Below are 25,146 nucleotides of genomic sequence, written 5' to 3'. Positions count from 1 at the left end.
TTTTCAAACACCCTCTAAGGCAAAATTTCTTGAATCTTGGGATAAATTACAATTACAAAAACTGTCTCCTCACTTCGTTAAAATCACCGTCTATTTTCAGGCTGGGAGATTTGGGGTAAAGTTACCTAAAATGTCAGATTTTATCATGAATCTTTGTAATTTAAGGTAAATAAAAATGGCTATACATGATAATGTGAAATTGGGTGATAAGGTGAAAATTTTTCATCCTCATCTTGTTAACCTTTACGGCTGTACAGTGGGAGATGAAACTAAGATTGGCAGCTTTGTAGAAATCCAGAAAAATGTTATGGTTGGAGCTAAATGTAAAATTTCATCCCATACTTTTATTTGCGAGGGCGTGTTCATTGAGGATGAAGTATTTATTGGTCATGGAGTTATGTTTACCAATGATCTTTATCCTCGCGCTACCAATGAAGATAGTAGTATGAAAACTGAGGATGATTGGTTGGTAAATAAAACTTATGTAAAACTTCGAGCTTCTATTGGCAGCAATGCAACTATTCTGGCAGGGGTAACAATTGGCGAAAATGCTATAGTTGGGGCTGGAGCAGTTGTTACCCATAATGTTCCTGAGTTTACAATTGTGGCTGGAGTACCTGCTCGTGTGATCGGCTGTGTTCCTATTGGGTTGAATAAATCAAAAAATTCGGCGATGACAGATAGCTGAAACTATTCCCTATTCCCTATTCCCTACCTACAAGAAAAGACTTTCTCAGCAACCCCTATATATTCTGAGCCAATGATAAATATTCGCGCTCATTTAGAGCAGTCTTTTGATGCAAATATATTCATAGACCAGCAAAGTCAGACAATTGATACCGTTAAAATAGGTGTCATTGGTTATGGTTACTGGGGTCCAAACTTAGTACGCAGCTTTGCTGATATACCAGGATCAGAAGTTATAGCCGTTAGTGATTTTCAACTAGATAGACTGGCGAAAGTGCGATCGCGCTATCCTGCTATCAAGTTGACAACAAATAGCCAAGACTTACTTACAGATCCCAGAATAGATGCGATCGCGATCGCTACACCAGTTTCCACTCATTACGATTTAGCCTTAGCAGCTTTACAAGCTGGGAAACACGTATTGGTAGAAAAACCGATGACTGTTTCCTCTGAACAAGCAAAGAGACTAATTGATGAGGCTGAAAAACGCAATTTAGTGCTGATGGTAGACCACACCTTTGTTTATACAGGTGCTGTGCGGAAAATGCAAGAACTGGTAGCGACAAAAGTTTTAGGCGATGTTTATTACTATGATTCAGTGCGTGTCAACTTAGGATTATTTCAGCACGACGTGAATGTGATTTGGGACTTGGCAGTTCATGACCTCTCGATTATGGATTATGTGTTGCCATCAAAACCTCATGCCGTTTCAGCCACAGGTATGAGCCACGTTCCTAGTGAACCAGAAAACATTGCCTACTTAACATTATTTTTTGAGAATAACTTGATAGCTCACATTCATGTAAATTGGCTCGCACCAGTAAAAGTACGAAGAACACTGCTTGGTGGCAGTCAAAAAATGATCTGTTATGACGATTTAGAGCCGAGTGAAAAGATTAAGGTATACGACAAAGGAATTACTGTGAATGGCAGTCATGAAAACGTGTACCAAATGCTGGTTGGCTATCGCACAGGTGATATGTGGTCTCCTAAACTGGATATGACAGAAGCATTACAAACAGAAGCATTACACTTCATTCATTGTATTCAGTCAGGCAATCGCCCCATTACTGATGGAGAAGCGGGATTGAGAGTAGTGAGAATTTTGGAAGCTGCTACCCAATCCATCAAACAGCAGGGTCGATTAATTGAACTTGACTTAGCAGAGGTGGCAGCATGATTCCATTTGTAGATTTAAAAGCTCAATACAATAGCATCAAAACCGAAATTGATGCCGCTGTTTTCAAAGCTTTAGACAGTACGCAATTTGTTTTAGGAAGTGAGGTTGTCGCTTTAGAAGCAGAGTTTTCTCACTACTGTGATGCTGAATATGGCATTGCGGTGAATACAGGTACAAGTGCGCTGCATTTAGCATTATTAGCTGCTGGCATTAGTCCTGGTGATGAAGTAATTACCACACCTTTTACCTTTGTCGCCACTGTAGCAGCCATTTGTTATACTGGTGCAACCCCGGTTTTTGTTGATATAGACCCGATTTCCTACACCATAGATGTGAGGCAGATTGAAGCAGCCATCACCCCACGGACTAAAGCAATTGTGCCAGTGCATCTTTATGGCCAGCCAGCAGACATGGACCCGATATTAGATATTGCTCGCCGTTACGGTTTGACTGTCATTGAAGATGCCGCACAAGCGCATCGGGCTGAGTACAAGGGGCAAAGAGTTGGGAGTATAGGTGACTTAGGTTGTTTCAGCTTTTATCCTGGTAAGAACTTGGGAGCCTATGGTGAAGGTGGTATGATCGTCACCAATAATCCTGAATACGCCCACAAGATAGAGATGCTGCGGGATTGGGGACAAAAACGTAAGTATCACCATGTCCTCAAGGGTTATAACTACCGCATGGATGGCTTGCAAGGAGCAATCTTGCGGGTGAAATTACGTCATTTAGATAAATGGACTCAGGCACGGAGAGCGATCGCCGCAGAATATGACCAACTACTAGCAAAAGCAGACGTGATTACTCCGAAGGTCATGCCCTACAGCCATCATGCTTACCATATTTATGCTGTGCGCTCCCAGTCACGGGACGCACTACAACAGCAGTTACATGAACAGGGAATTCAAACAGGCATTCACTACCCGATTCCTGTACATTTACAACCAGCTTACGCAGATTTAGGATATCAACTTGGTGATTTTCCCCATTCAGAACAAGCAGCCCAGGAGGTACTTTCTCTGCCTATGTTTGCAGAACTATCTCCAGAGCAAATAGAAATTGTGAGTGATGCTATCTGTGAGAGGATTCCATGTCTGACTTAATGCAGAACAGGATAGTTAAAGCTGTACATGGTTCTCAAGAGTTGAAACCAGATCCAGAATTTGAACTGGGAATGGCAGACTATTTACGCCATCAATACAGCAATCATATCATGTCCGGCTAATCGCTTACGATAAAAGAGGTGAGTGCAAAGATGACCAATGCCGAAACGAATTAGTGTAGCCACACATCTGAGTATTGAAGAGTTAGAAAAACGTTACCGTCAAGCTAAAGACGGGATAGAAAGCCGTCAGTACCAGATTATTTGGTTAGTAGCGCAAGGCAAAAAAACGGAAGAAATCGAGGAAATCACTGGCTACAGCAGAACATGGATGTACGCATTGGTAAAAAGATACAACGAGTTAGGGATCGAAGGATTAGGCGATCGTAGACAGTTAAACCAAGGTACACAGCCGCTAGTAGATGATATCCAGCAGGCACATTTATGGCAAGCGTTACAAGAAAAAGCACCAGATGGAGGATTATGGAATGGGAGAAAGGTAGCAGATTGGTTGAGTGAAGTCACAGGAACAAAGATAAGCAGACAGAGGGGATGGGAAATATTGCGGCAGATGACTTTCAGGCTCAGAGTACCCCGTCCGTCTCATACAAAAAGCGACCCTTTTGAACACTTTGGTGGACGAACCAATTGCTAATCAATCTTTTGAGACACTCGATGATTTAGAGGATGTCTTATTTCATCGGTGTCAATCTTTACTCCAACAGCATGATTTAATTCGTGGTTTGACGGGTTTTCATTGGTGGTTGCAAACTGGCGCTTAATCGTAAGTCATTACCCGGGCATGATATCAAACAGTAGTAGAGAATATGCAAAATAAAAGAATTTTAATTACAGGTGGTGCAGGTTTAGTTGGTTCTCATATTGCCGATTTACTGGTAAAGGAAGGAGCATCAGAAATTATTGTTTTAGATAATTTTACACGCGGATGTCGTGATAACCTAACTTGGGCGCAGACACATGGACCGTTAGTAGTTGTAGAAGGAGATATTCGCGATCGCCAACTCCTAGCTGATATCATGCAAGGTGTGGATATCGTCTTTCATCAAGCTGCCATTCGGATTACCCAATGTGCCGAAGAACCACGACTGGCTTTAGAAGTTTTAGCAGATGGCACTTTCAAGGTTTTGGAAGCAGCAGTCAAAGCAGACGTAAAAAAGATAGTTGCTGCCTCATCAGCTTCTATTTATGGCATGGCAGAAAATTTCCCCACAACGGAATCTCACCATCCCTACAAAAACCGCACTCTGTACGGTGCTGCCAAGACTTTTAATGAAGGCTTATTACGCAGTTTCTATGAAATGTATGGATTGGATTATGTAGCACTACGTTATTTTAACGTCTACGGTCCACGCATGGATATTTACGGTGTTTATACAGAGGTATTGATTCGCTGGATGGAGCGAATTTTTACGAATCAGCCACCATTGATTTTTGGTAATGGTGAGCAAACAATGGATTTTGTGTATATCGAAGATATCGCTAGAGCCAACATCTTGGCAGTCAAAACTGATGTCACAGATGAGGTTTTCAATATTGCTAGTGGTATAGAAACTAGCTTAAATGATTTAGCCCATAGTTTACTGAAAGTGATGAGATCTGATCTCCAACCAGAATATAAACCAGAACGTAAAGTTAACCCCGTGCAGCGCCGACTGGCAGATGTGAGCAAAGCCAAAGAATTATTAGGCTTTGAGGCACAGGTATCTCTAGAAGAAGGGTTATCTCGCTTGGTTACTTGGTGGCAGAAACAAAAGCTGACAAAGGAAACAAGCCATGTCTGATAGCGATAGCGTGGCGCAAACCATGAAGATGGAAAATATCTCCATTGCTAAACCTGGGATTGGTCAATCAGAAGCGACAGCACGAATAATATCTCGCCCCTTACTAATTTTTCCATGTAATGGCAATGGCATTGAAGCCTTGGACTGTCTTGGTTCTAAGTTCTATCCCTTGGGCTTCATTGATGATGAGCCTGATAAGGTGAACTCTGATCGCTTTGGTATCACTGTTTTTGGGCGTGAGGTATTGGATCGTTTTCCAGAGGCACAAGTGTTGGCCGTGCCTGGTGGTCCGATGTCGTTTCGAGAACGGGAACGTGTTATAGCTTCTCTCGGTATACCTGTTTCCCGCTTTGCCCAGGTGGTGCATCCCTTGGCTCGGATATCGCCCCTAGCTACAGTTGGAATTAATGTACTAATTATGGCTGGAGTTGTAATCACGAGCAATGCCATTGTCGGCAATCACGTCTGCCTACTCCCTAATACAGTTGTGCATCATGATGCAGTCGTGGGTGATTGGTCACTGATTGGGTCTAACGTCACGATCGCGGGGAATACTACCATTGGCTGCAATTGTTACATTGGCAGTGGTACGAGTGTAATGAACAGTATTAAAGTTGGTGATCGCGCACTTATCGGCTTGGGTTCAAACGTCATTCGAGACGTACCTCCTTCAATAACAGTGGTTGGAAATCCAGCCCATGCTCTTTCGTAATCAGTTTCAGTAGACATTTCCAAAAAAAATCTGAAACCCTTATATGTCTAGGCGAAAACCTAATTTCTGGAGATGTCTAGTCAATTCTGACGAATAGAAAAATAAAGGAACCAGTTCCATGCCGATGAAAATACGAGTCTCAAAAATCGAGATCGAAGGGCCATTGATCATCAAGCCAGATTTTTTCCAAGATGAACGCGGTTTCTTCTTCGAGAGCTATTCCCATCAGCAATTTAGCGAACACGGAATAGACATTAACTTCGTTCAAGATAATCATTCAATGTCTTCCAAGGGCGTTCTGCGTGGCTTCCACTTTCAAGACTCTCTGGCTCCACAGTGGCGGCTCGTGCGCTGTACCGTTGGCAAGATATGGGATGTAATTGTCGATCTTCGAGTTTCATCCCCGACTTTTGGCAAATGGTACGGAATTGAACTTACGGCTGCGGAAAAATGCCAGTTTTTAATTCCACCTCAATTTGCCCATGGCTTCTGTGTTCTCTCAGATATAGCCGAAGTACAGTACAAATGTAGTCATTGCCATGTTGCCAATGCCGAGAGGACACTTGCTTGGGACGATCCAGAGGTGGGAGTACCTTGGCCGATTGAGAACCCGATCCTGTCGCAGCGCGATCGCAACTTAGGTAGCAGTCTGCGAACCTACCAGGAAATATCTGTCTTCTCTTAATCTCTTAACTGAATCTTGATAGATGTTCTACGCTAATCAAAGGAGTATTTGAAAAATGATTCCAATTAGTCGGTTAAGTATAGGAGTTGCTGAGGCTAATGCCGCATCGGAGGTTATTCAATCAGGATGGATTGCTCAAGGTAAACGCACTGAGAAATTTGAGCAGCTAGTAGCCAATTATGTCGGATCTCGTCATGCGATCGCCGTAAGCAGTGCAACAACAGGTATTCATCTGGCTCTTGTTGCTGCTGGGGTCAAGGCAGGCGATGAGGTTATATGTCCTTCCTATTCCTTTATCGCTACAGCTAATGCAATTGTTTACGCAGGGGCAACACCAGTATTCATAGATATTGATCCGCAAACCTACAACATCAATTCTTGTCTAATCGAAGCTGCTATAACGCCACGAACTACCGCAATCCTGCCAGTGAGCCAGGTGGGTCTAGCCGCAGACCTTGATGAAATTAAGCGAATTGCTCACAAGCACAAACTTGTCGTCGTCGAAGACGCTGCTCCCTCGCTTGGTGCAAAAGTGGGAGACCGATTTGTGGGCAGTATTAGTGACTTTACTGTGTTTAGTTTTGACGCTCGCAAGATTCTGACAACTGGAGAAGGGGGAATTATCACAACAAACGACGACGATGCTGCCATGCGACTTCGCGCGATGCGTGCACATTCGGCTTCAGCTTCCATGCTTTCACGGCACACAAGCAGCAATGTTGTACTAGAACAGTACCCAGAACTTGGTTACAACTATAAAATGACAGACATTGCGGCAGCAATTGGTATTGTCCAGATGGATCGGGTCGAAGAGTTCGTCGCAGAACGGAGAAGGCTGGCGAGTCGCTACGCCGAGCTACTGTCAGAAGAAGACAAGATTGAGCTACCTTATGAGCCTGCGGAATACCGACACGTTTTTCAGTCGTTTACGGTTCGACTCCGCTCCAATCATTCCCAGCTTTTCGTTATGAGTGAAATGGCGAAAGATTTAGTTGCAACAAGACGTGTAATTGCTTGTCATCTTGAGGGAATCTATCGTCGTCAGCAACCTAATCTATTTTTACCAGAAAGCGAAGCGGCCTGTAATCGCACACTGCTTCTGCCAATGTTTGTCGGACTGACTGAAGCTGAACAAGACCTTGTAGTCAAATCGCTCCGATCTGCATTGAAATTCTCTGAGATGGACAAGGAAAAAAAATTAGCAAGCCACATGAAGATATCGCCGACTGTTCCTTTAACCCCAGCAAGGTAATTACCACGGGTGACAGTGGAATGCTTACCACCAAAAACCCTGACTGGGACAGGCGATTTCGTCTCTGGCGACAACACAGCATAAGCATCACCGATAATGATATCTCTACAACCCGAACATAAGTCGTATGACTCAACTGTTAATTTACTCAATCGTCAACAAGAAGAAGGTTCTTATCTTGTTTTTCTCAGGGGTAGTGCTACAGTTGGACACTATTTGACAGCAGGTATTTTCGACAATGATGGCTTGAGTTTAACAGGAGTAACCATTAATTACCAATGGCAACAATCAGTAAACGGTAATTGGATTGATATTGTTGGAGAAACAGCGCAATCACTGACATTAACTAATTCTTTACTCGGACAACAGGTGCGGGTGTTGGCAAGCTACATAGATGCATTCGACAGAGGTAAATATGTTACCAGTTCAGGGGTGACTGTTGCGGCTCAAAATGCGATCGTTCTGGAAAATCAAAAGGCTGGAACAACTGCTTGGAAAATTACAAATCTGGCTACAAACGATGAGATTACTGGCTATGGGGATGCAACCAGTATCAACAAAGGACAAGCCTTAAACCTAAAAATCTCCCTAGCTCAAGCAGGACAGTACAGACTCGATGTCTATCGTTTGGGTTACTACGACGGTAAAGGCGGTAGGCTGATCACCAGTGTGACGGATCTCAATGGAGTTACTCAAACAAGTCTAACCATAACAAATGCTAGTACCAATCTTGTCGAGTGCAAATGGAATACCTCTTATACCCTGCAAACCGACACAGACTGGAATACAGGTCTCTATCTGGTGAAGCTGACTGATAGCGAAACAGGCAAACAAAACTACATCCAGTTCGTATTGCGAGATGATAATCGCCCAGCTGATCTGGGCTTCCAGGATGCCGTGACAACGGCTCAAGCCTATAACAATTATGGCGGTTACAGCGTATACGACGCTACTAGTATTGGAGGTAAACGAGCTTACCAGGTGTCCTTTGACCGTCCCTATGCTGCTGCTAATTTAGGGCTGACGAACACTGATGGATACAACTGTAATAATATGCTGGCATGGGAGTACAACATGACGCGCTGGCTGGAATCCCAGGGCTATGATGTAGTATATTACACGAATTTAGACGCAAGTATCAATCCTTTGCAATTGTATTCTCATAATATCTTCCTCTCGGTCGGTCACGATGAGTACTGGTCGCTGGATGAGCGCAATAACGTCCAAAAAGCCAGAGACAATGGCATCAACTTGGCCTCCTTCTCGGCCAATACTGCCTACTGGCAAATCCGGTTTGACCCTTCCAGTAGTGGACAAGCTAATCGCGTGATGACTATCTATAAGGATATTTCTGGGATTGGTACCGCTGCCTCAATTGACCCCATTGCTCAAACAAACCCTGTAGCCGCAACCACGCTGTTCCGTAGCCCTGAAGTCAATCGACCGGAGAATGCCTTACTGGGAGTTGGGTACGTATCAGATCACGGTAATATTTATCGCGGATATGACTTCGTGGTTAGCAATGCTGCCGATCCTTACTATGCCAATACTGGACTCAAGAATGGAGACAAGCTCAGGGGGTTGGTGGGTTATGAGTGGGATGCACTTTTAAGTAATGGTTTCACCCCACCTGGACTCGTTGTTCTGTCCCAATCACCAGTCCAAGCTAACAGCATATTGCCTCCACTTCCACCTGGAACAAACCCCAATATCTCCAATGCAGTACGTTATACAGCAGCCAGTGGTGCCAAAGTCTTTTCAACTGGCTCAATTCAGTGGGTATGGGGTCTTGATAGCGACTGGGTTGTAAGTCCTCCTGTGGAAAGTGTTAGTTGGTTTAGAAGGATAAAAAATTGGCTGAGAAGGATGAAAAATTGGCTGAGAAAGATGAAAAAACTGTGGATTTTTGGCTTAAATAGCCCAAAAGTTACGAATCCTCGTGTTGATTCCAGGGCGCAGCAGATAGCAGTTAATGTGTTCGCTGACATGGGAGCAAAACCTCAAACCCCATCTGTTGGGATTGTTTTACGCTGATTTATAGCAGTGAAAAGTGCTGAAAATTGGACTGAAACGGCAAAAAATTAATTGAGTAGAAAACTTAATTATGGGGTACAGGAGACGCACATATGGACATTGTTACAAGCTGCACAACACAACGTACCTATCAGCAACTTGTTGACATCTGGCATCACTGTCTCACTGGCGATCGCTTTACCGACCCGCACGAAGGGGTCATCGATGAACTCAGCAGGTTCTTTGGGCTACCTCCTGAGAAAGTCCGTTGGATATGCGAACACTCCGCAGAGATTATAACTGAGGAGTGGCTTAAGACAGGGCAATCGACACATGAGGAACTCTACCGCTTCTATCAGACCCAGTCATATTGGCTATTCGGCACATTACGGTATCACGCAAATCAGGATCAGCCCAATGCTGTCAAGATTGCACACGCCCTACAGCATCTGCCCCCTGGTAATCACCTCGATTTCGGTTGCGGTGCTGGAACTGCTAGCCTCTTTTTCAATGCGCTCGGCTGGCAGAGTTCTCTTACTGACGTTTCAGAGTCGGCTATAGACTTCGTGCGGTGGCGGTTTGAACACCGAGGAATACATGGTACATTTTACAATTTTGAAACCGACCAACTTCCACCTAACACATACGACCTGATCACGGCATTCGATGTTATGGTGCATATTGCCGATATTCCTGCGGTTTTGCGCCGACTACATGAGAGTCTCAAACCTGATGGGTATCTAGTGTTCAACGTTGATAGTCGCAAACCAGCAGCTATGACTCAGTGGCACCTCTACGATGCTCACTATCCAGTGATACGTCATGTTCGGCGATCTGGTTTCCGTCAGAGGCCAAAGATCCCACCCTTCTACTGCTATCAGAAAATCAATCGTTCGCTACTCAATGCATCCACTGTGGGGATCTTGGATTACTTGCGACACAATCGATTTCAGACGGCAATCTTTGGATCTGCTCGTCGGCTGCTTTTCCTGACAAAGAAGACTTTATCAATGATCACACCCGGCATTCACGACGATCCGTAGTGAATTTTTCTACCTTATCTTCAGGGGCGCATACTAAAAAATATCCTTTTTATTTGTATCCAATTATGTCTCTTATATCTGTTGTCATTCCGGCCTACAAGCGCGGTTACGTAATTGAGAGAGCGATACGAAGTATCCTGGGACAAACCTATCAAGACTTTGAGATTCTTGTTGTTGATGATGGTTCTAAAGATGACACAGAATCAGTCGTTGCTTCCCTTTCTCAAGAAGAACCCAGGATTCGTTACTTCTGTCATGACACTAATCGAGGCGCTCAGGCTGCTCGAAACACAGGTGCTAAGGCTGCCCAAGGAGAATGGATTGCTTTTTTAGATTCGGATGACTATTTCACTCCAAATAGTCTGGAAGTACGAATGTCAACTGCTCGAAATGAAGGAGTGAAAGTTGTACATTCCAAATGCATAGCTATAAAAAAAGATGAAAGCATGACTACTTATGGATCTCCATCATTAAGTGGTTACGTCTACCGTGATCTATTGACAAATCCTGGACTGTTATTCTCAGGGTTTTTAATTGCCAAAGAAGCACTTGAGAAAATTGATTATTTGGATGAACAAATTATTTCTCATCAAGATTGGGATACTACTATTCGATTATCAAAATATTATCCTTTTAGTTTTGTAGCAGAGCCTACATTTATCTATGATTGTCGCGGCGATGACACCATCTCTCAAGATATGGTGCGTGAGGCTGAAGGTTATAGACAAGTATTTAATAAGCACTTTTTTGAAATTGTCAAGCAGCTAGGTCCGCCTATTGTGGCTCACCATTACCGAAACATTGCAAATCGGTATCAATTGGCTGGTAATAAAAATTTTGCTCGATTTTATCGAATTCTATCTCTTTTATGGTGGCCTTTTCGTTTTAAAGATATTTATCGCAAGGTTCGGCAATTTGTCCAAACTTAACTTGTTTAGTAACTAACATTATTAGGCAATTTTTCAAAATTCATGGGATAGCTATGCAACCCACGTTTAGTTATTATCAATAGAGGATCAATTTTATCTTGTTTGGCCATTAGTAATACTTTATTAGTCTAAAATTTCATGAAGATGCAATTCAAAAATTAGCAAAGGATAATACAAGTAATTATATGAAACAGATTATTAAGCCAAAACTCGCATTTTTTCAATATAGATTTGGTGAGAAATTACCTGAATTTATGCATATTTTTAGACAACATCACGTTAAGTGCTTATCAGAGTTTTTTGAAGTAATTGTGATTCAGAAGAATTGTGACTATCAGGAAATATGTGATAAGTACCAGCCAGACTTAACACTGTTTGAAATGTTAAGCGGTCTTGAACAAAAAACTTGTCAAAAATTGAAAATAACAAATATTCAAGCCTGTCCAGAAATTCCCAAATTAGGCTTTCATAATGCAGATTCGTGGTGTGAAGCTAGAGCTGGCTTTCTTTCCGATATGGAGCATTGGGGTATAGAAACTATCTTCTCTATTTGCACTACTGCGGCCGAACGTATACCGGAAATAGCTGATAACTTGTTTGTTTGTCCAAATTTTGTAGATGCTGATATATATCGAGATTATGGAGAATCTAAAATAATACCAGTTCTTTTAACTGGTGGAAAATCGGGATTATATCCTTGGCGGCAAAAAATCCACAGCCTCATTTTTGAATATTACCCCACACTCATCTGTCCACATAGTTACAGTTCTGGATCTACCCCATGGCAAGTAATATATGGGGAGCAATATGCTCGTACGATAAATGCTTCTTGGATCGTGCCAAGTTGTGGTACTGTGGTCAAGGAAATTGTTCGTAAGCATTTTGAAATTCCAGCTTCCAAATCCTGTTTAATTACAGAAAAATCTCCAAGTCTTGAAGCTGCGGGCTTCATTGATATGGAAAATTGTGTTTTTGCTGATGAACATGATATTTTAGCAAAACTAGATTATCTGTTTCAACATATAGATGAGCTTGAGAGAATTACCAATTCTGGTTATCAATTAGTTCACTCTCGCCACACATTGAAACAGCGAGATCAAATTTTCCAATGGTTTAACCTATATAAGAATCTTAAACCAAATCAAAATATTGTTCAAACAAACCCTTTTGAGCCGCTTATTGTAGTAGAAAAATCATCAGGAATTAGAAGTTCTCATATTATCTGTAATGGATTAGATATTGTGCTTCTCCGACAAGGAGACGAAAAACTTTGGGCAGGTAAATACGACGAAGCAGAAGCTTTATATCTAAAAAGCTTAGATATGAATTCGATGCCTGAGACAAAATTCAGACTTGCACTATGTAACCTTTATCAAGGAAATGCGAAAACAGCGCTCGACTGGATTATGCAACCAATTCAGTACACTCTTGAACAGTACAATGCCTTTGACCCTGATCCAGTAGAGTGGGCTTATTGCATTATTTCCCTTCTTTGTTTAGGTAAATTTGATGAGGCTGTGAAGCATAGTAACCAATTTCCCTGTCTTAGTCATCCTGAACTTGATCACACGCGCTGGATTATTAATTTCTTGAAACATGGAGGAAATATACCTCCTTTCCTGCAAAATGAGCAACTAAGGTATCGCTATACTATTCATCAATTACCCAGCATTAGCTTCAATAAATGGGTTGAGAATCTTTGTATTATGCTGAATTCATGCCAACAGTTAGCTTTAGCAGAAATGTTGACAAAATATTTGACCCTACAGGCTTCCTCATTCAACCAGACAAAGAATGCTAATGATAGGAATAACGAAGTATTAGTGAAGCAAGCAACAGCTATTCATCTTAATTGGTTCACAAATTTACCTGTTATTTCTGAAATAGTATATATGTTGAATCCTTATCCTTTTGGAAATAAGTTTATAGTCAGATTAAAAAAAAGACTGAAATTAAAAATACGATATTTTGCAATTACTCTTATCAGAAATATCTCAAAAATTTAGGATATTAACAATAAGTCGGATGCAATTTACTACTATCTTTTGTATGGTTCTAGTTGGATAGTTTCTATGAATGAGTGTCAAAAATTGGTCTTGGAAATGATGGCTTTAGTTCGCAATAAGATGCCATTTTATCAACAGGGTATGAGGGCTATGATGCTTATCCAGGAACCTCTTTAGCTTCTTTGTCGCCCCCTCAATACTATCTCTTTGTAAATCGAATCTAAAATTAAGCAGTTTGTTTAACAATCTAGTAACTAAGGAAGCGATCTTATGTTATCAACATTCTCAATAGATGATGAACCAATTATAGTAGTTTGTGCGGCTGATGATAATTATGCTATGCCATCTCGTCATACTCCACTTAAAGATTATTTCTTTTATTATCTGGATATGACAGCATGGTCTGGTTGGAGGCTGACTATTTGGCGAAGGTTAAAGCTGAAATTGATAAATAAATTTGAAAATCTCATATCCAAGATTACTAACTAAGGTGATATTTCTGCCTTTTTTAAATACTTCCTCAGTTCAATTCACTTGAAATTAAGTACCAATGACTCATTTTATACCTAAGCTTTTATATATTACAAAAGGACATCATAAATCGCTGATAGTGATGCTCTTTCTATTCATTCTGATTTCTGGCTTAGAAATTTTTGGAACTGGAATGATTGCTCCATTCATTTTGATTGCTACCAGCCCAGATAAAATCAAAAATATTTACTGGTTAGATTTAATGTATAACCAGATGAATTTTAACTCCGAACAGCAATTTTTAATTCTGCTAGGATTGGTAGTTGTTATTGCTTTTTGTTTGAAAGCATTTTTAGCTTTTAATGCTCAAAAAACGGTGTTTAAATTTAGCTTTGATTTGAGAAGCGAATTATCTTGTAAGCTTCTAAAAGTATATATTGAAGCTCCTTATAGCTATCATTTACGGCTTAATTCATCAACACTTATTCAGAATATAATTTCCACAACGGATTCGGTCTGTGTTCATGTATTATCTACATTTTTGACATTTATATCTAATACTATAATTGTCATAGCATTAATGTTGCTTTTAATCAAAACTAATGCTTTTGCTTTAATTTTAATCGCCCTCCTTCTGCTTATTTCTTTTGGATTATTACATCCAATGAAAGATCGTTTAGCTCGTTGGAACAAAGAACGATTTTATGCTTATGGGAAGATGATTTGCATTACGAATCATGGATTAGGAAGCTTGAAAGAAACTCGTGTCATCGGTTGCGAATCCTATTTTGAACAGCAGATGGAGGAGCAGTCAAAAATTTACGCCAAAACTAATACTTTAAGTTCAGCCTATGGTAATCTTTCCCGCTTTGTGCTTGAGCCATTAATGATCAGCTTCTTGATTGGTTTCACATTCTTATTTATCAGCTTAAATCGGAATGAGATAGAAAGCCTAACTGGGGTTTTAGGAATTTTTGCACTTGCCTCAGTTCGATTACTACCCGCAGTCGGAAATTTAATTTCTGGCATTAATGTGATTAGAGGTAATAGTTATTCTCTTGATCAGCTATTTTTTGATCTTAAGGAGTTGGAAAGAGAAAAGCTGATAACCGACTTTGATTCTCACAGCTTATTGCCAAGCAACAACCAGCAAAAATTTCAGTTTTCTGATAAAGTTATTGTAGATAGGCTTACATTTCAATATCCAAACACTACAATAAATGTTCTAGAAGATATTTCCCTATCTATTCGTAAGGGAGAATCTATTGGACTAATTGGTAAATCTGGTGCTGGTAAAACTACTTTAGTAGATGTTATTTTGGGTCTTTTTATTCCTCAATTTGGAGATATCAAAGTTGACGGGGTTTCAGTTTATAGCAATTTACGTGCTTGGCAGAATATGCTTGGCTATGTTCCCCAGTCTATATTTTTAATTGATGATACCCTGGAACGGAATATTGCATTTGGAGTTCCTGATCATTTAATTGACTTAAATAAATTAAAGAAAGCAATTGAGATGGCTCAACTTAGCGAATTGGTTGAGCAACTTCCAGAAGGGGTGAAAACTGTCGTTGGTGAACGGGGAGTTCTTTTATCGGGAGGACAACGCCAAAGAGTTGGGATTGCAAGGGTGCTTTATCACGAAAGAGAAATCCTGGTTTTTGATGAAGCAACTGCCGCTCTAGATTCTGAAACAGAACATCTGATTACTGAAGCGACAAAAGCTTTAGCTGGTAATAAGACAATCATTATTATTGCTCATCGCCTTTCGACAATTGAGCATTGCGATTGTATTTACCAACTTGAACAAGGTCGAATTATCAAATCAGGCAGTTATAAAGAAGTGATTGTAAAAAGATAAAAAGATCAAAAATTATGCCCTTGTTTATGCAATTCAAACTTATGAAATACATCAACTAGGGAACACAAAGTGCTAGATTGTATAGGTGGAAAATCATGTCCAAATTCCGTAATTCAATTGCTGCTTTATCTCGATCTACACCATATTTCCGGGGTAAGCGTCATTTAGGAAACATTATCAGTCGTTTATTGACTAACTTCGATAGTGATCAAGAGTGTATTTCAACCGTAAAAATGCAAGATGGAAGCTGGATGCAGTTAGATGTGCGGAGTAGAACAGAGCAGTGGCCTTATTGGACGGGATTTTATGATAACGACATTTTGGAAAGATTATCAAGTTACCTAGAAGAAAAGAGTATTGTTTTTGATGTTGGCGCTCACGTTGGATTTTATTCAGTAGCATTAGGTCGCAAACTACAAGCATTAAATGGTCAATTGTATGCTTTTGAACCAGTCAAATCTAACTTTGAGAGGCTCACTACCAACATATTATTAAATAGTCTTGAAGGAATTGTATCAGCCCACAATATTGCACTTGGTGATGATGAAGACATCATAGAGATGTCTATGGAAAATGACAACAATTCTAAAACCGGTAATGCAGTAATGGTTAAAGGAGAAATTCCAACTAATTATTTTGGTATGAATTCAACGGCTCGTTTGACAATGCTGGATACTTTTGTGAAGGAACAAGGGGTAGAAAACTGTCACCTGCTCAAGATTGACATTGAAGGATCTGAGGTTATGTTTTTCCGTGGTGGTATATCGTTTCTTAGTAAAACTCGTCCCATTATCTATGGCGAATTTAACAATTATTTCTTACCAAAGTTTGGACATTCATTTCTAGATGTAGTAGATATTGTCTCCAGTTGGAACTATCGCTTTTTTCAACAAACTCACTCATGTCAATTTGTCGATCTCAGAGAAATTAAGCCCAATCTTGAGAATATTTTACTTATCCCAGCAGAAACATCAGACTCGGTTTTGAATCAATTGGGAGTAGTCTCAGTATGAGTGAATAGGCACAGAAGTGGCACTCATCAGTTTAACAGACAGGCTTACCACTTAAAGATTGGCATTTCTTTAGGAATAACAATATGACTGAAAACTTACTGGTTAGTATTATCATTAACAATTACAACTACGATCGCTTTCTCCCAGACGCAATCAATAGTGCCATTAACCAAACCTATCCTGATATTGAAATTATTGTTGTTGATGATGGTTCAACTGACAATTCCCGTGATATTATTGCTGGATATGGCGATCGCATCATCCCCATCCTACAACCCAACGGTAAACAAGCTGCTGCTTTTAATAGCGGTTTTGCCAAAAGCAAGGGCGACATTATTATTTTTCTAGATTCTGATGATTATTTGTATCCCCAAACTGTGGAAAAAATTGTTGCAGTTTGGCAACCAAAGCTTTCTAAGGTGCATTACCGCTTAGAGGTTGTCGATGCAGATAGGCAATCCCTGGGTTATACCTTCCCCCAAGGAGGTAAACCCCTATCAACCGGTGAAGTCTGGAAAACTTTGCTTGATATTGGCGGTTACGTCCGAGTTCCTACTAGTGGTAATGCGCTCAACCGCAAAGCACTGCTACCCCTTTTCCCAATTGCCGATGATTACAAGCTAACCGCCGATGATTACTTGTCAGTGCTTGTCCCATTTGCTGGAGAAGTAGCAGCAGTAGAAGAACCTCTCGGTGCTTACCGGATTCACGGTAGCAATCAATGGGCATTAGCTACAGTGACTAGCGATCGCTTACATCGTTTTATTCGACATGACTTAGTAGTCTATAAATTACTGCTGGATAAAGCCAAAGAACTTGGTTACGAATTACCGCAAGACTTTGAATTACGTTCTATGGCAAGATTTCAGGTTCGTCTGGCATCTTTGCGTTTAAACCCGGAGAACCATCCAATTGAGCATGACCAATTGTTCTCTCTAATTAGTTCTGGTATTCAGAGTATCTGGAAATATACGACGTTTAGCTGGCAGAAACAATTAATCTACACAATGTGGTTTCTTTGGACTGGGTTATTGCCATTACCTTTGGCTAAACCTGCTATTACCTGGTTCTTCACTCCCCTTTTTCGACCTCAGCTGCTTAAAAAAATTTATGCCTCCGTTAGCTAAGAGGTAGCTATGACTCATTCACCATTTCAAAGACTTCTGAATCGACGAGATTTTCAGCGTAATCCATTAAAAGCAGTAATGAAGAGGCTTTGGTGGAGACTTCGCTGGAAAGTGACTGATCAACCCTACGTAATTCCCTTTGCCGAAACGTTGAAAATTGTCATTCCCAAAACTGGCTCTGGCGCTGCTATTTATTACCAGGAATTTTCAGAACCCGAAACCGCAGATTTTTTGGTTCGATTCCTGAGACCTGGCATGGTAATGTTCGATATAGGCGCTCATATTGGTGAGTACACACTGCTGGCAGCAAAAATAGTCGGAGCATCTGGTCAGATATATGCCTTTGAGCCTCAATCCCATTTGTTTCCTATTCTCAGTCAAAGTGTGGAGATGAATGGCTTTACTCAAGTTGTTCTCAATTGTGCTGCGGTTAGTGACTATGTAGGTGAAATTGAGTTTCAGATTCTTGACGAACCCACATTGTCATCAATTCGGAAGCAGGTAGTACCTGAGCAACTAGCGAAAATTGTTTCTGTTGACTGTACCTCGTTAGATGCCTACTGGCTAAATCAAGAGCGCAAAATTGACCTGATCAAAGTAGATGTTGAAGGTGCTGAGAAATTTGTTTTTCAGGGCGCAACAAGGTTATTAAATTTGCCTTACCATCTAGCACCAATCTGGATTTTTGAATATGCTCCTAACAGTTATGCGGACTTTGGCTATCAATCGCTTGAGATTTTGCAATTGCTCAAACAATATGGCTACGAGGTTTATCAGTATTGTGGTGCAGGACATCTAGAAATTTTCAATCCAAATGCACACTTGCCAGATATTATTAACTTGATTGCTACAAAAGATCAACTATCTCTTCTTGCCCAGATTCAGGCTCAGGAATATTTGCCTGTTATTGATAAAAAGGTAAATGTTAAAAATAGGGAGCATAGCGTGAGATGACTACAACATCCATTCGTGTCTTGTTTATTAGTCATGCTTACGTTGTTGGAATAAATCAGGGCAAATTAAATGCGATCGCCCAGACTGGCAATATTGAAGTCGGTCTTCTAGCTCCCAGTAACTGGAAAGCATTGGAATGGAATCGGCTCATCCCATTAGAAACACCCTACTCTAAGATCCGCACCTACTCCGCTCCTGTTTTATTTAGCGGTCGTGGAGGCGCACATATTTATGCTCCTTGGACATTGTGGCAAGTGCTGAATGATTTTCGCCCTGATATTGTTCAGGTAGAGGAAGAAGTTTTTTCCTTGTGTGCATTTGAGTTTGCCATCTGGAGCGGATTCACAGGTAAACCCCTAGCTATTTTTGGTTGGGAAAATATTGATCGCTCCCTGTCTTTTCCCCGTCGCTGGATCTGTCGGTTTGTCCTCAATACTGCCAGTCTCGTACTTCCAGGTAATCAAGATGGGGCAAAAATTATGCGCCGTTGGGGTTATACAGGTTTGCTGGAAGTGATGCCGCAAATGGGCATTGACCCTGAATTGTTTGCACCCCGTCAACAAAAAACAGGCGAACCATTTCACATTGGTTTTCTGGGACGGTTAACCCACAGCAAAGGAATAGATTTGATTTTCGCTGCTGCTCACTATTTACGCAAACAGGGTTTAAACTTCCGCATTCTCATTTGCGGTTCTGGTTCCAATGAAGCACAACTGAGGCAGATATCCCAGGATCAAGGTGTAGCAGATTGGGTGATATGGCATGGTGCTGTCCCCCACGAACAAGCACCAGAGGCGATCGCTAAGTTTGATGTGCTGGTGTTGCCCTCCCGCACCACTCCTAAATGGAAAGAACAATTTGGTCACGTCCTGATTGAAGCAATGGCAATGGGAGTCCCCGTAGTTGGTTCTGATAGTGGAGAAATTCCCAATGTCATTGGACGATCAGATTTAATTTTTTCAGAAGAAAATACTCAGGAACTAGCAAACATATTGGCACGCTTGATTCAAGACAGCAAATGGTATCAAGAGATCAGGAATTATTGTTTGCATCGGGTAAATCAACTTTACTCCCATGATCGCATTGCTGATCGTCTCATCTGTTTATGGCAGAAATTATTACAGCAAAAAAATAATGAACTAGTTGTGAATTAGGAAGTGAAACAAATGTCACTCTATGTTTTTTGTGAGGTAGACTTTCAATGCGGTTAGTAATTGTTCGCAGAGAAACAGGTGTTGCTCTGAGCATGGATGTCTACGCTGACAATTTAGTTGCCGAATTAAAGGCGATCCGTCCAAATTGGGAAATTGTTGAGGTTGCACCACAACCCTGGAGCCGAAACCAAGAAAACCTGTGGCACTCTGGAACTGGTATTCGCAAGTATTATGAGCGTTTTTGGCATCATCCCCAACAAGTATGTCAAGTAGAAGGAGACATTTATCACATTATCGATCATACCAATGCTCATGTAGCCTATTGGTTGAAAAAGAAAGGTAAACCTATTATTGTTACCTGTCATGACTTAGTGCATTTTGTCTATCCAGAAATTCTCAAAGGACAATCCCGTTTTCCTGTTTTGAGTATGGCATCCTGGAAATTTTCAGTACAAGGAATGGGTGATGCTGATTGTATAGTAGCTGTTTCTTCAAATACAGCTAAAGATGTTCATGAAAAACTGGATATTGAATTACAGCGAATTGTAGTAATTCCCAACGGAGTTGAAACTTCGTTTTGCCCATTACCATCTGAGGAAGTCAAATCTTTTCGACAACAGTATCAGCGATCGCCTGAAGAAATCTGTCTACTAAATGTTGGTTCAACTCACCAGCGTAAGAATATCATAACTGTTTTGCAGGTGTTAAAAGCCCTAAAAGATAGGGGACTATCAGTACGTCTTTGGCGATCAGGAGGCAAATTTACAGCAGAGCAAATAGCATTTATCAAACAATACAATCTTGACCAAGATATTCTTGACTTTGGTATTGCTGATAAAAACATTTTGATTCAACTTTACAATGCAGCCGATGTTTTATTAGCACCATCTCTTTATGAAGGATTTGGTTTGACAATTATTGAAGCAATGGCCTGCGGACTACCTGTGATCACTTCTAATGTTGCTTCGCTACCGGAAGTAGTTGAATATGCAGCTATTTTGCTCGATCCAATGGATGATCAAGCACTTGTAGAAGCAGTGTATCGCCTGCAAAATGATTGTTCTTACCGTCAGCGTTTGGTAGAGCAGGGACTAGCAAGAGCAAAGTTATTTATGTGGGAGAAAACAGTTCAACAGGTAGCTGGAATCTATGAAAGAGTTTTGGAGCAAGAAAGAAAAACATAAGAGATTTCAATAACTATATAGGCCAACTTGATATAAAAATTAGGAATGATTGGAACTGGCAATGAAGATTTGGCATATTGGTTGTTCACCCACTCCAAAGACAGTAGATGGAGTCAATATGACTGTCTGGCTAGTAGCTAGAGAGCAAGCCTTACTTGGTCATCAAGTAACTCTAGTGGTAGAAATTCCACCAGATCAAGCTGCCAAAATGGCAGCTGAGGAAGCTGGTTTTCAGCTAGTCTACGTTCCAGCAGATACCTGGCGTTACAACCCACAAATACTGACATCTTTATTCAATTCCGATTTGCCGCATATTGTTCATATGCACTCAGTTTTTCTTCCCAAGCAGGCTACTCTAGCAAGACAGCTAGTAAAAAATAAAATTCCCTATGTGATTACTCCTCATGCCATGTCACCTCAGCTTCTTCAAAGAGGATGGTTGAAGAAAAGTCTCTACAGTTGGCTTGTGGAAAAGCCAAGATTTTACAGGGCATCTGCAATCTCAGCCGTAACACCCCAGGAGGAAAAAGCTATTCGGTTTTTTGTACCTGACTATCAAGGTATCGTTCACTGTTTACCCAATCCTGTAGATTCTTATCTATTAGAAGATCACAGATGGAAGGGTCATGTAGAGATCAAAAAGTTAGTTTATCTGGGACGCTTTGACGTTCTACATAAAGGTATAGATAAATTGATAGAAATTGCAGGCTTTTTACCACAAGAAGTAGAACTTCATTTATATGGAAGTAACGATGTTAAAACAAGCAAATGGATGGAACGCCTCCAAAACAATATTCCTTCAAATGTTTACTTCCACGAGCCAGTTTTTGGCTTTGAGAAGGTGAATGTACTCTCTGAAGCTAGCCTTTATATTCAAATGTCCCGATGGGAGGTCTTTGGAATCTCAATTGCAGAGGCCATGTATTTAGGAGTACCCTGTGCTATTGCCGATACACTTAACCTGGCTGAACTATTTAACCAACATAATCTTGGTCTTGTGTTACCCTCAGACTCTCAGGAAGCGGCAAAATGTTTGACTGAGCTTATGAACCAGCCAGTACAGATGCAACACTGGTCACAAAGTGCAAAGTCTTATGCCAGAACCCACTTTCACCCACGTAAAGTAGCTTTAGGTTACTTGAATCTTTATCAAGAGGTACTCCATATATGAAAATCCTAATTTCTATCTATTCTATAGAGAACCTTATAAGGCACAATACAATAACTAAAATTGTATTAAATAATTTTTACCAAATTTACTCAATCATTGAAACTCAGGTGTTAGGAATTAACTTAGTTCTATTCCACTATATACATTCATTCCAAAGTCTTAAAATATCTAAATTATGTATTTACAACCTATAACTAAAAAAATGAATAAGAAGGGGTTGATTGATAATACAGCCTTAATTATTTTTGCCTTTTCCACAATTTTTTACTCTCGAATTTTTTGTGCAATTACTAATGCTCCTTCAATCCTCAATCTTGCTCACTTTGCATTTGTTCCTTTAGTTTTAGGAATTGTATTATTCACAAGTCTGATAAAAGACAGCTAACAGATTACAATGTTTTAAAAGGTTAACTAAATGATTTTAAATATTTTGCGTGCATTCACAAAGCATTATCCATTTCAGCAACCAAGGGCAAGTTTATTAAGAAGACTACCCGATGTACCAAGTAATTTTGGGGAATTTGAAGCTAAGTATGGCATAAAATATGCTTCGTACTCATACGGGCAAGATTATATTGTTAAGAACTTATTCTGGTTTGGAGATTTTGAACCTTGGATTACTGTTGTAATTGGTTGTCTTATTCAGCATGGGGATGTTTTCTGTGACATAGGTGCGAATATTGGTGATACATCTCTCCAAGTTATACCCTTTGTAGGTTCATCAGGTCATATTTATTGTTTTGAGCCTGTTCCTAGACTGCAAGTATGTCTTAGAGAAAATTTAAATGCGAATCGCATTTCCTGTGCAACTTTAATTCCAAAAGCCCTCTCCAACTTTTCTGGAAAACTAACAATGACAGTGGACTTAATACAACCTGGATGGTCACATATTAACAAAAACAATGAAGACACTAATCTTAGCACTTTGCCAGAAATTAAAGAACCAACTCACGAAAATATCAAAGTTGATACTACTACTTTTGATGCCTGGTTAGAGGAAAGTGATATATCTCAGGTAGCTCTTTGCAAGATAGATGTTGAAGGACATGAGCTTGAGGTGCTTGAGGGAATGAAAGAAGCCCTTAATAAACGTAAAATTGGCAGCATTGTTTTTGAAAGACATAAGCATTGTAATGCTACTGATCCAGTTATTCAGCTTCTTCATACTTATGATTATAGACTTTTCAGGATATACAAAAGCTTTCTTAAAACGAAAGTTGTAGACTTGTTTAGTAAGAGCAATAATTTACGGGTAACACCTGATTATGTTGCAGTACTTAAAAATAGCGTATTTGAGGAACGTTTAAATTATCTAATGAAGACTTAATGGGTTTGAGAGATATTTTTTTACAGCCGTAAAATCTTGCAATGATGTATTGGCATTTACCTATAAATCAAAAATTAAAAAAAAAGGGATTGATTGATAACACGAGCTTAATTATCTTTGCCTTTTCCACAGTTTTCTACTCCCGGATTTTTTGTTCAATTACTAATGCTCCTTCAATTCTCAATCTTGCTCACTTCGCAGTTGTTCCGTTTGTATTAGTAGTTGTATTATTAACCAGTCCCACAAAAGACCGCAAACAAATTGCTATTGCCTATTCTTTTCTGATTGGACTTTTCATTTTGCTAGTAGTAGCGTTGGCTAGTGCTTTATGGAATCATGCAGGTTTGATTAATGCAATTGTTACTTTTATGATGCTTGGCGAACCCTTCATGTTTCTACTAGCTATTTCCTGTATTCCCATGTCTGCTAAATCTATTACACGCATGAAGAAGTGGCTCATCTGGTCTGCTGTAATTAACTTTTTACTTGCTGCTATCCAGAAACCCTTAATTGATTCAGGGCAACTCTACGCTGAAGGATTGAATGGAACAGACGGATGCGGAGGAGTATTTTTTGTTTCTGGGGCAGGAAATTATGTATCGGCTTCGGTATCAGTTGCCTTGACTCTCTACTTCTTTAGCAATGAAAAGACCTTTCCACTATGGATGAGAATTACGGTAATTCTTGCTGCTTTTTGGCAGATTCTCTTTTCTGATTCTAAACAACTTCTGTTGGCTTATCTGATTGGTTGGGGTTTGCTGATTTTACTAAATTTCAAAGATATTAATAAAACTATCAAACTTCTGATTGCGACTATTATTGTAGGATACGGATTTCTTTGGTGTGTACAAAACTTAGAAGCTTTTGCCGCATTTACGTCCTGGGCGCGACCAGAACTCTACGGACCAGATGGTGAAGCTTGGTATGCCAAATTTTACTCAGTACGCTCTATTTTATCCCATTATCAATCCTCTCTCAATTGGTTGTTTGGTCTAGGTCCAGGACATACTGTAAGCCGACTAGGAGCATGGTTTCTCAAAGATTATTGGTCAATTCTCGGATCACTAGGTGCTACCACCCGTCCCATTGGTCAAGAAGCAATGGAGTTTGTGAATAGTTTTTGGCTTTGTTATAGTTCCAGTCTTTTTAGCCCTATTTTTGGTTGGGCTGGAATATGGGGAGATATAGGAATTTTGGGTTTAGGAGCATACCTATTTCTATGTTATTTAACTTGGCAACAATTTGGTTTAGATAATTCTTTGAAAGTAAGTCTGTTAGCTGTTTTTGTCCTTGGTTTTATTTTTACTCAAATGGAGGAACCAGGTTTTATGCTTTCGCTGGCATATGTATTAGGACTTTCATGGCAAAAACAACGACTGAGGAAACAGACAGAACAGGCTACTAGATTAGTACAACGCCAATGGATCGAGCTTTTATAATAACACCTTTCCTCTTGCCTTTTGCCGGTTATCG

At 40.3% G+C, this 25,146-nt stretch carries 24 protein-coding genes and 1 pseudogene; all 25 read left to right on the top strand.

Features of this window, described 5'->3' with window-relative positions:
* The first annotated feature begins 175 nt into the window (after positions 1-175).
* The 25 genes and pseudogenes from IQ237_RS05565 (at position 176) to IQ237_RS05455 (ending at position 25,112) form a co-directional block, all read left to right on the top strand.
* The gene (locus tag IQ237_RS05565; protein ID WP_194053158.1) at positions 176-688 is read left to right on the top strand and encodes an acyltransferase; all 513 of its coding nucleotides are present in this window, start codon (positions 176-178) and stop codon (positions 686-688) included.
* 72 nt (positions 689-760) lie between these two features.
* Positions 761-1,867, top strand: a complete 1,107-nt coding sequence (locus IQ237_RS05560; protein WP_194053151.1) for a Gfo/Idh/MocA family protein — start codon at positions 761-763, stop codon at positions 1,865-1,867.
* Positions 1,864-2,970 (top strand): DegT/DnrJ/EryC1/StrS aminotransferase family protein, encoded by a 1,107-nt coding sequence (locus IQ237_RS05555; protein WP_194053150.1) that lies wholly within the window; start codon positions 1,864-1,866, stop codon positions 2,968-2,970. The genes IQ237_RS05560 and IQ237_RS05555 overlap by 4 nt, the downstream gene beginning before the upstream one ends.
* A complete protein-coding gene (locus IQ237_RS26625; RefSeq protein WP_255512621.1) occupies positions 2,958-3,092 on the top strand; it encodes a hypothetical protein in 135 nt (44 codons plus the stop codon). The genes IQ237_RS05555 and IQ237_RS26625 overlap by 13 nt, the downstream gene beginning before the upstream one ends.
* A 37-nt stretch (positions 3,093-3,129) precedes the next feature.
* Positions 3,130-3,597: pseudogene (locus IQ237_RS05550) on the top strand (helix-turn-helix domain-containing protein); the annotation flags it as partial.
* Between the two features lie 7 nt (positions 3,598-3,604).
* Positions 3,605-3,751, top strand: a complete 147-nt coding sequence (locus IQ237_RS26130; RefSeq protein WP_228019724.1) for a hypothetical protein — start codon at positions 3,605-3,607, stop codon at positions 3,749-3,751.
* Positions 3,752-3,796: 45 nt separating this feature from the next.
* Positions 3,797-4,771, top strand: coding sequence for an SDR family NAD(P)-dependent oxidoreductase (locus IQ237_RS05545; RefSeq protein ID WP_194053149.1), 975 nt, complete (start codon positions 3,797-3,799; stop codon positions 4,769-4,771).
* The gene (locus IQ237_RS05540; RefSeq protein ID WP_228019721.1) at positions 4,764-5,483 is read left to right on the top strand and encodes an acetyltransferase; all 720 of its coding nucleotides are present in this window, start codon (positions 4,764-4,766) and stop codon (positions 5,481-5,483) included. Before IQ237_RS05545 ends, IQ237_RS05540 begins: the two co-directional genes overlap by 8 nt.
* Before the next feature lie 118 nt (positions 5,484-5,601).
* Positions 5,602-6,168 carry a dTDP-4-dehydrorhamnose 3,5-epimerase gene (gene rfbC, locus IQ237_RS05535; protein ID WP_228019719.1) on the top strand — a complete coding sequence of 189 codons (567 nt, stop codon included), beginning with the start codon at positions 5,602-5,604 and terminating at the stop codon, positions 6,166-6,168.
* 55 nt (positions 6,169-6,223) lie between these two features.
* Positions 6,224-7,420, top strand: a complete 1,197-nt coding sequence (locus tag IQ237_RS05530; RefSeq protein ID WP_228019717.1) for a DegT/DnrJ/EryC1/StrS aminotransferase family protein — start codon at positions 6,224-6,226, stop codon at positions 7,418-7,420.
* Positions 7,366-7,542, top strand: coding sequence for a DegT/DnrJ/EryC1/StrS family aminotransferase (locus IQ237_RS05525; RefSeq protein ID WP_309225677.1), 177 nt, complete (start codon positions 7,366-7,368; stop codon positions 7,540-7,542). Before IQ237_RS05530 ends, IQ237_RS05525 begins: the two co-directional genes overlap by 55 nt.
* Positions 7,517-9,454, top strand: coding sequence for a N,N-dimethylformamidase beta subunit family domain-containing protein (locus IQ237_RS05520; RefSeq protein WP_194053148.1), 1,938 nt, complete (start codon positions 7,517-7,519; stop codon positions 9,452-9,454). Before IQ237_RS05525 ends, IQ237_RS05520 begins: the two co-directional genes overlap by 26 nt.
* Positions 9,455-9,546: 92 nt before the next feature.
* On the top strand, positions 9,547-10,476 hold the full coding sequence (locus IQ237_RS05515) for a bifunctional 2-polyprenyl-6-hydroxyphenol methylase/3-demethylubiquinol 3-O-methyltransferase UbiG (RefSeq protein ID WP_194053147.1): 930 nt from the start codon (positions 9,547-9,549) through the stop codon (positions 10,474-10,476).
* Positions 10,476-11,405, top strand: a complete 930-nt coding sequence (locus IQ237_RS05510; protein ID WP_194053141.1) for a glycosyltransferase family 2 protein — start codon at positions 10,476-10,478, stop codon at positions 11,403-11,405. The genes IQ237_RS05515 and IQ237_RS05510 overlap by 1 nt, the downstream gene beginning before the upstream one ends.
* A gap of 185 nt (positions 11,406-11,590) precedes the next feature.
* On the top strand, positions 11,591-13,411 hold the full coding sequence (locus IQ237_RS05505; protein WP_194053139.1) for a glycosyltransferase: 1,821 nt from the start codon (positions 11,591-11,593) through the stop codon (positions 13,409-13,411).
* 270 nt (positions 13,412-13,681) lie between these two features.
* On the top strand, positions 13,682-13,900 hold the full coding sequence (locus IQ237_RS05500) for a hypothetical protein (RefSeq protein ID WP_194053137.1): 219 nt from the start codon (positions 13,682-13,684) through the stop codon (positions 13,898-13,900).
* A gap of 61 nt (positions 13,901-13,961) precedes the next feature.
* Complete coding sequence (locus IQ237_RS05495; protein ID WP_194053135.1) at positions 13,962-15,743, top strand: ABC transporter ATP-binding protein; 1,782 nt, start codon at positions 13,962-13,964, stop codon at positions 15,741-15,743.
* 95 nt (positions 15,744-15,838) lie between these two features.
* Positions 15,839-16,756 (top strand): FkbM family methyltransferase, encoded by a 918-nt coding sequence (locus tag IQ237_RS05490; RefSeq protein WP_194053133.1) that lies wholly within the window; start codon positions 15,839-15,841, stop codon positions 16,754-16,756.
* 83 nt (positions 16,757-16,839) lie between these two features.
* Positions 16,840-17,883 carry a glycosyltransferase family 2 protein gene (locus IQ237_RS05485; RefSeq protein WP_194053131.1) on the top strand — a complete coding sequence of 348 codons (1,044 nt, stop codon included), beginning with the start codon at positions 16,840-16,842 and terminating at the stop codon, positions 17,881-17,883.
* Between the two features lie 9 nt (positions 17,884-17,892).
* On the top strand, positions 17,893-18,837 hold the full coding sequence (locus IQ237_RS05480; protein WP_194053129.1) for an FkbM family methyltransferase: 945 nt from the start codon (positions 17,893-17,895) through the stop codon (positions 18,835-18,837).
* A complete protein-coding gene (locus IQ237_RS05475; RefSeq protein ID WP_194053127.1) occupies positions 18,834-19,991 on the top strand; it encodes a glycosyltransferase in 1,158 nt (385 codons plus the stop codon). The genes IQ237_RS05480 and IQ237_RS05475 overlap by 4 nt, the downstream gene beginning before the upstream one ends.
* 47 nt (positions 19,992-20,038) lie before the next feature.
* Complete coding sequence (locus IQ237_RS05470; RefSeq protein ID WP_194053126.1) at positions 20,039-21,175, top strand: glycosyltransferase family 1 protein; 1,137 nt, start codon at positions 20,039-20,041, stop codon at positions 21,173-21,175.
* Between the two features lie 61 nt (positions 21,176-21,236).
* Positions 21,237-22,346 carry a glycosyltransferase family 4 protein gene (locus IQ237_RS05465; RefSeq protein WP_194053125.1) on the top strand — a complete coding sequence of 370 codons (1,110 nt, stop codon included), beginning with the start codon at positions 21,237-21,239 and terminating at the stop codon, positions 22,344-22,346.
* Between the two features lie 415 nt (positions 22,347-22,761).
* Entirely contained in the window at positions 22,762-23,673 is a 912-nt protein-coding gene (locus IQ237_RS05460) for an FkbM family methyltransferase (RefSeq protein WP_194053123.1), read from the top strand.
* Positions 23,674-23,714: 41 nt separating this feature from the next.
* A complete protein-coding gene (locus IQ237_RS05455) occupies positions 23,715-25,112 on the top strand; it encodes a hypothetical protein (protein ID WP_194053121.1) in 1,398 nt (465 codons plus the stop codon).
* Positions 25,113-25,146: the final 34 nt, after the last annotated feature.

The organism is Sphaerospermopsis sp. LEGE 08334, assembly GCF_015207205.1.
Classification (GTDB): domain Bacteria; phylum Cyanobacteriota; class Cyanobacteriia; order Cyanobacteriales; family Nostocaceae; genus Sphaerospermopsis.
The sequence above is the reverse complement of the archived record's forward strand: the minus strand, read 5'-3'. Positions and strand labels throughout refer to the sequence as shown.

Excerpts from the sequence above, each read along its gene's own strand:
- IQ237_RS05505 (WP_194053139.1), top strand. The coding sequence starts at position 11,591 with ATGAAACAGATTATTAAGCCAAAACTCGCATTTTTTCAATATAGATTT.
- IQ237_RS05565 (WP_194053158.1), top strand. The coding sequence starts at position 176 with ATGGCTATACATGATAATGTGAAATTGGGTGATAAGGTGAAAATTTTT.
- IQ237_RS05560 (WP_194053151.1), top strand. The coding sequence starts at position 761 with ATGATAAATATTCGCGCTCATTTAGAGCAGTCTTTTGATGCAAATATA.
- IQ237_RS05545 (WP_194053149.1), top strand. The coding sequence starts at position 3,797 with ATGCAAAATAAAAGAATTTTAATTACAGGTGGTGCAGGTTTAGTTGGT.
- IQ237_RS05500 (WP_194053137.1), top strand. The coding sequence starts at position 13,682 with ATGTTATCAACATTCTCAATAGATGATGAACCAATTATAGTAGTTTGT.
- IQ237_RS05520 (WP_194053148.1), top strand. The coding sequence starts at position 7,517 with ATGATATCTCTACAACCCGAACATAAGTCGTATGACTCAACTGTTAAT.
- IQ237_RS26625 (WP_255512621.1), top strand. The coding sequence starts at position 2,958 with ATGTCTGACTTAATGCAGAACAGGATAGTTAAAGCTGTACATGGTTCT.
- IQ237_RS05480 (WP_194053129.1), top strand. The coding sequence starts at position 17,893 with ATGACTCATTCACCATTTCAAAGACTTCTGAATCGACGAGATTTTCAG.
- IQ237_RS05530 (WP_228019717.1), top strand. The coding sequence starts at position 6,224 with ATGATTCCAATTAGTCGGTTAAGTATAGGAGTTGCTGAGGCTAATGCC.
- IQ237_RS05515 (WP_194053147.1), top strand. The coding sequence starts at position 9,547 with ATGGACATTGTTACAAGCTGCACAACACAACGTACCTATCAGCAACTT.
- IQ237_RS05455 (WP_194053121.1), top strand. The coding sequence starts at position 23,715 with ATGATGTATTGGCATTTACCTATAAATCAAAAATTAAAAAAAAAGGGA.
- IQ237_RS05465 (WP_194053125.1), top strand. The coding sequence starts at position 21,237 with ATGAAGATTTGGCATATTGGTTGTTCACCCACTCCAAAGACAGTAGAT.
- IQ237_RS05475 (WP_194053127.1), top strand. The coding sequence starts at position 18,834 with ATGACTACAACATCCATTCGTGTCTTGTTTATTAGTCATGCTTACGTT.
- IQ237_RS05495 (WP_194053135.1), top strand. The coding sequence starts at position 13,962 with ATGACTCATTTTATACCTAAGCTTTTATATATTACAAAAGGACATCAT.
- rfbC (WP_228019719.1), top strand. The coding sequence starts at position 5,602 with ATGCCGATGAAAATACGAGTCTCAAAAATCGAGATCGAAGGGCCATTG.
- IQ237_RS05555 (WP_194053150.1), top strand. The coding sequence starts at position 1,864 with ATGATTCCATTTGTAGATTTAAAAGCTCAATACAATAGCATCAAAACC.
- IQ237_RS05490 (WP_194053133.1), top strand. The coding sequence starts at position 15,839 with ATGTCCAAATTCCGTAATTCAATTGCTGCTTTATCTCGATCTACACCA.
- IQ237_RS05470 (WP_194053126.1), top strand. The coding sequence starts at position 20,039 with ATGCGGTTAGTAATTGTTCGCAGAGAAACAGGTGTTGCTCTGAGCATG.
- IQ237_RS05460 (WP_194053123.1), top strand. The coding sequence starts at position 22,762 with ATGATTTTAAATATTTTGCGTGCATTCACAAAGCATTATCCATTTCAG.
- IQ237_RS05540 (WP_228019721.1), top strand. The coding sequence starts at position 4,764 with ATGTCTGATAGCGATAGCGTGGCGCAAACCATGAAGATGGAAAATATC.
- IQ237_RS05485 (WP_194053131.1), top strand. The coding sequence starts at position 16,840 with ATGACTGAAAACTTACTGGTTAGTATTATCATTAACAATTACAACTAC.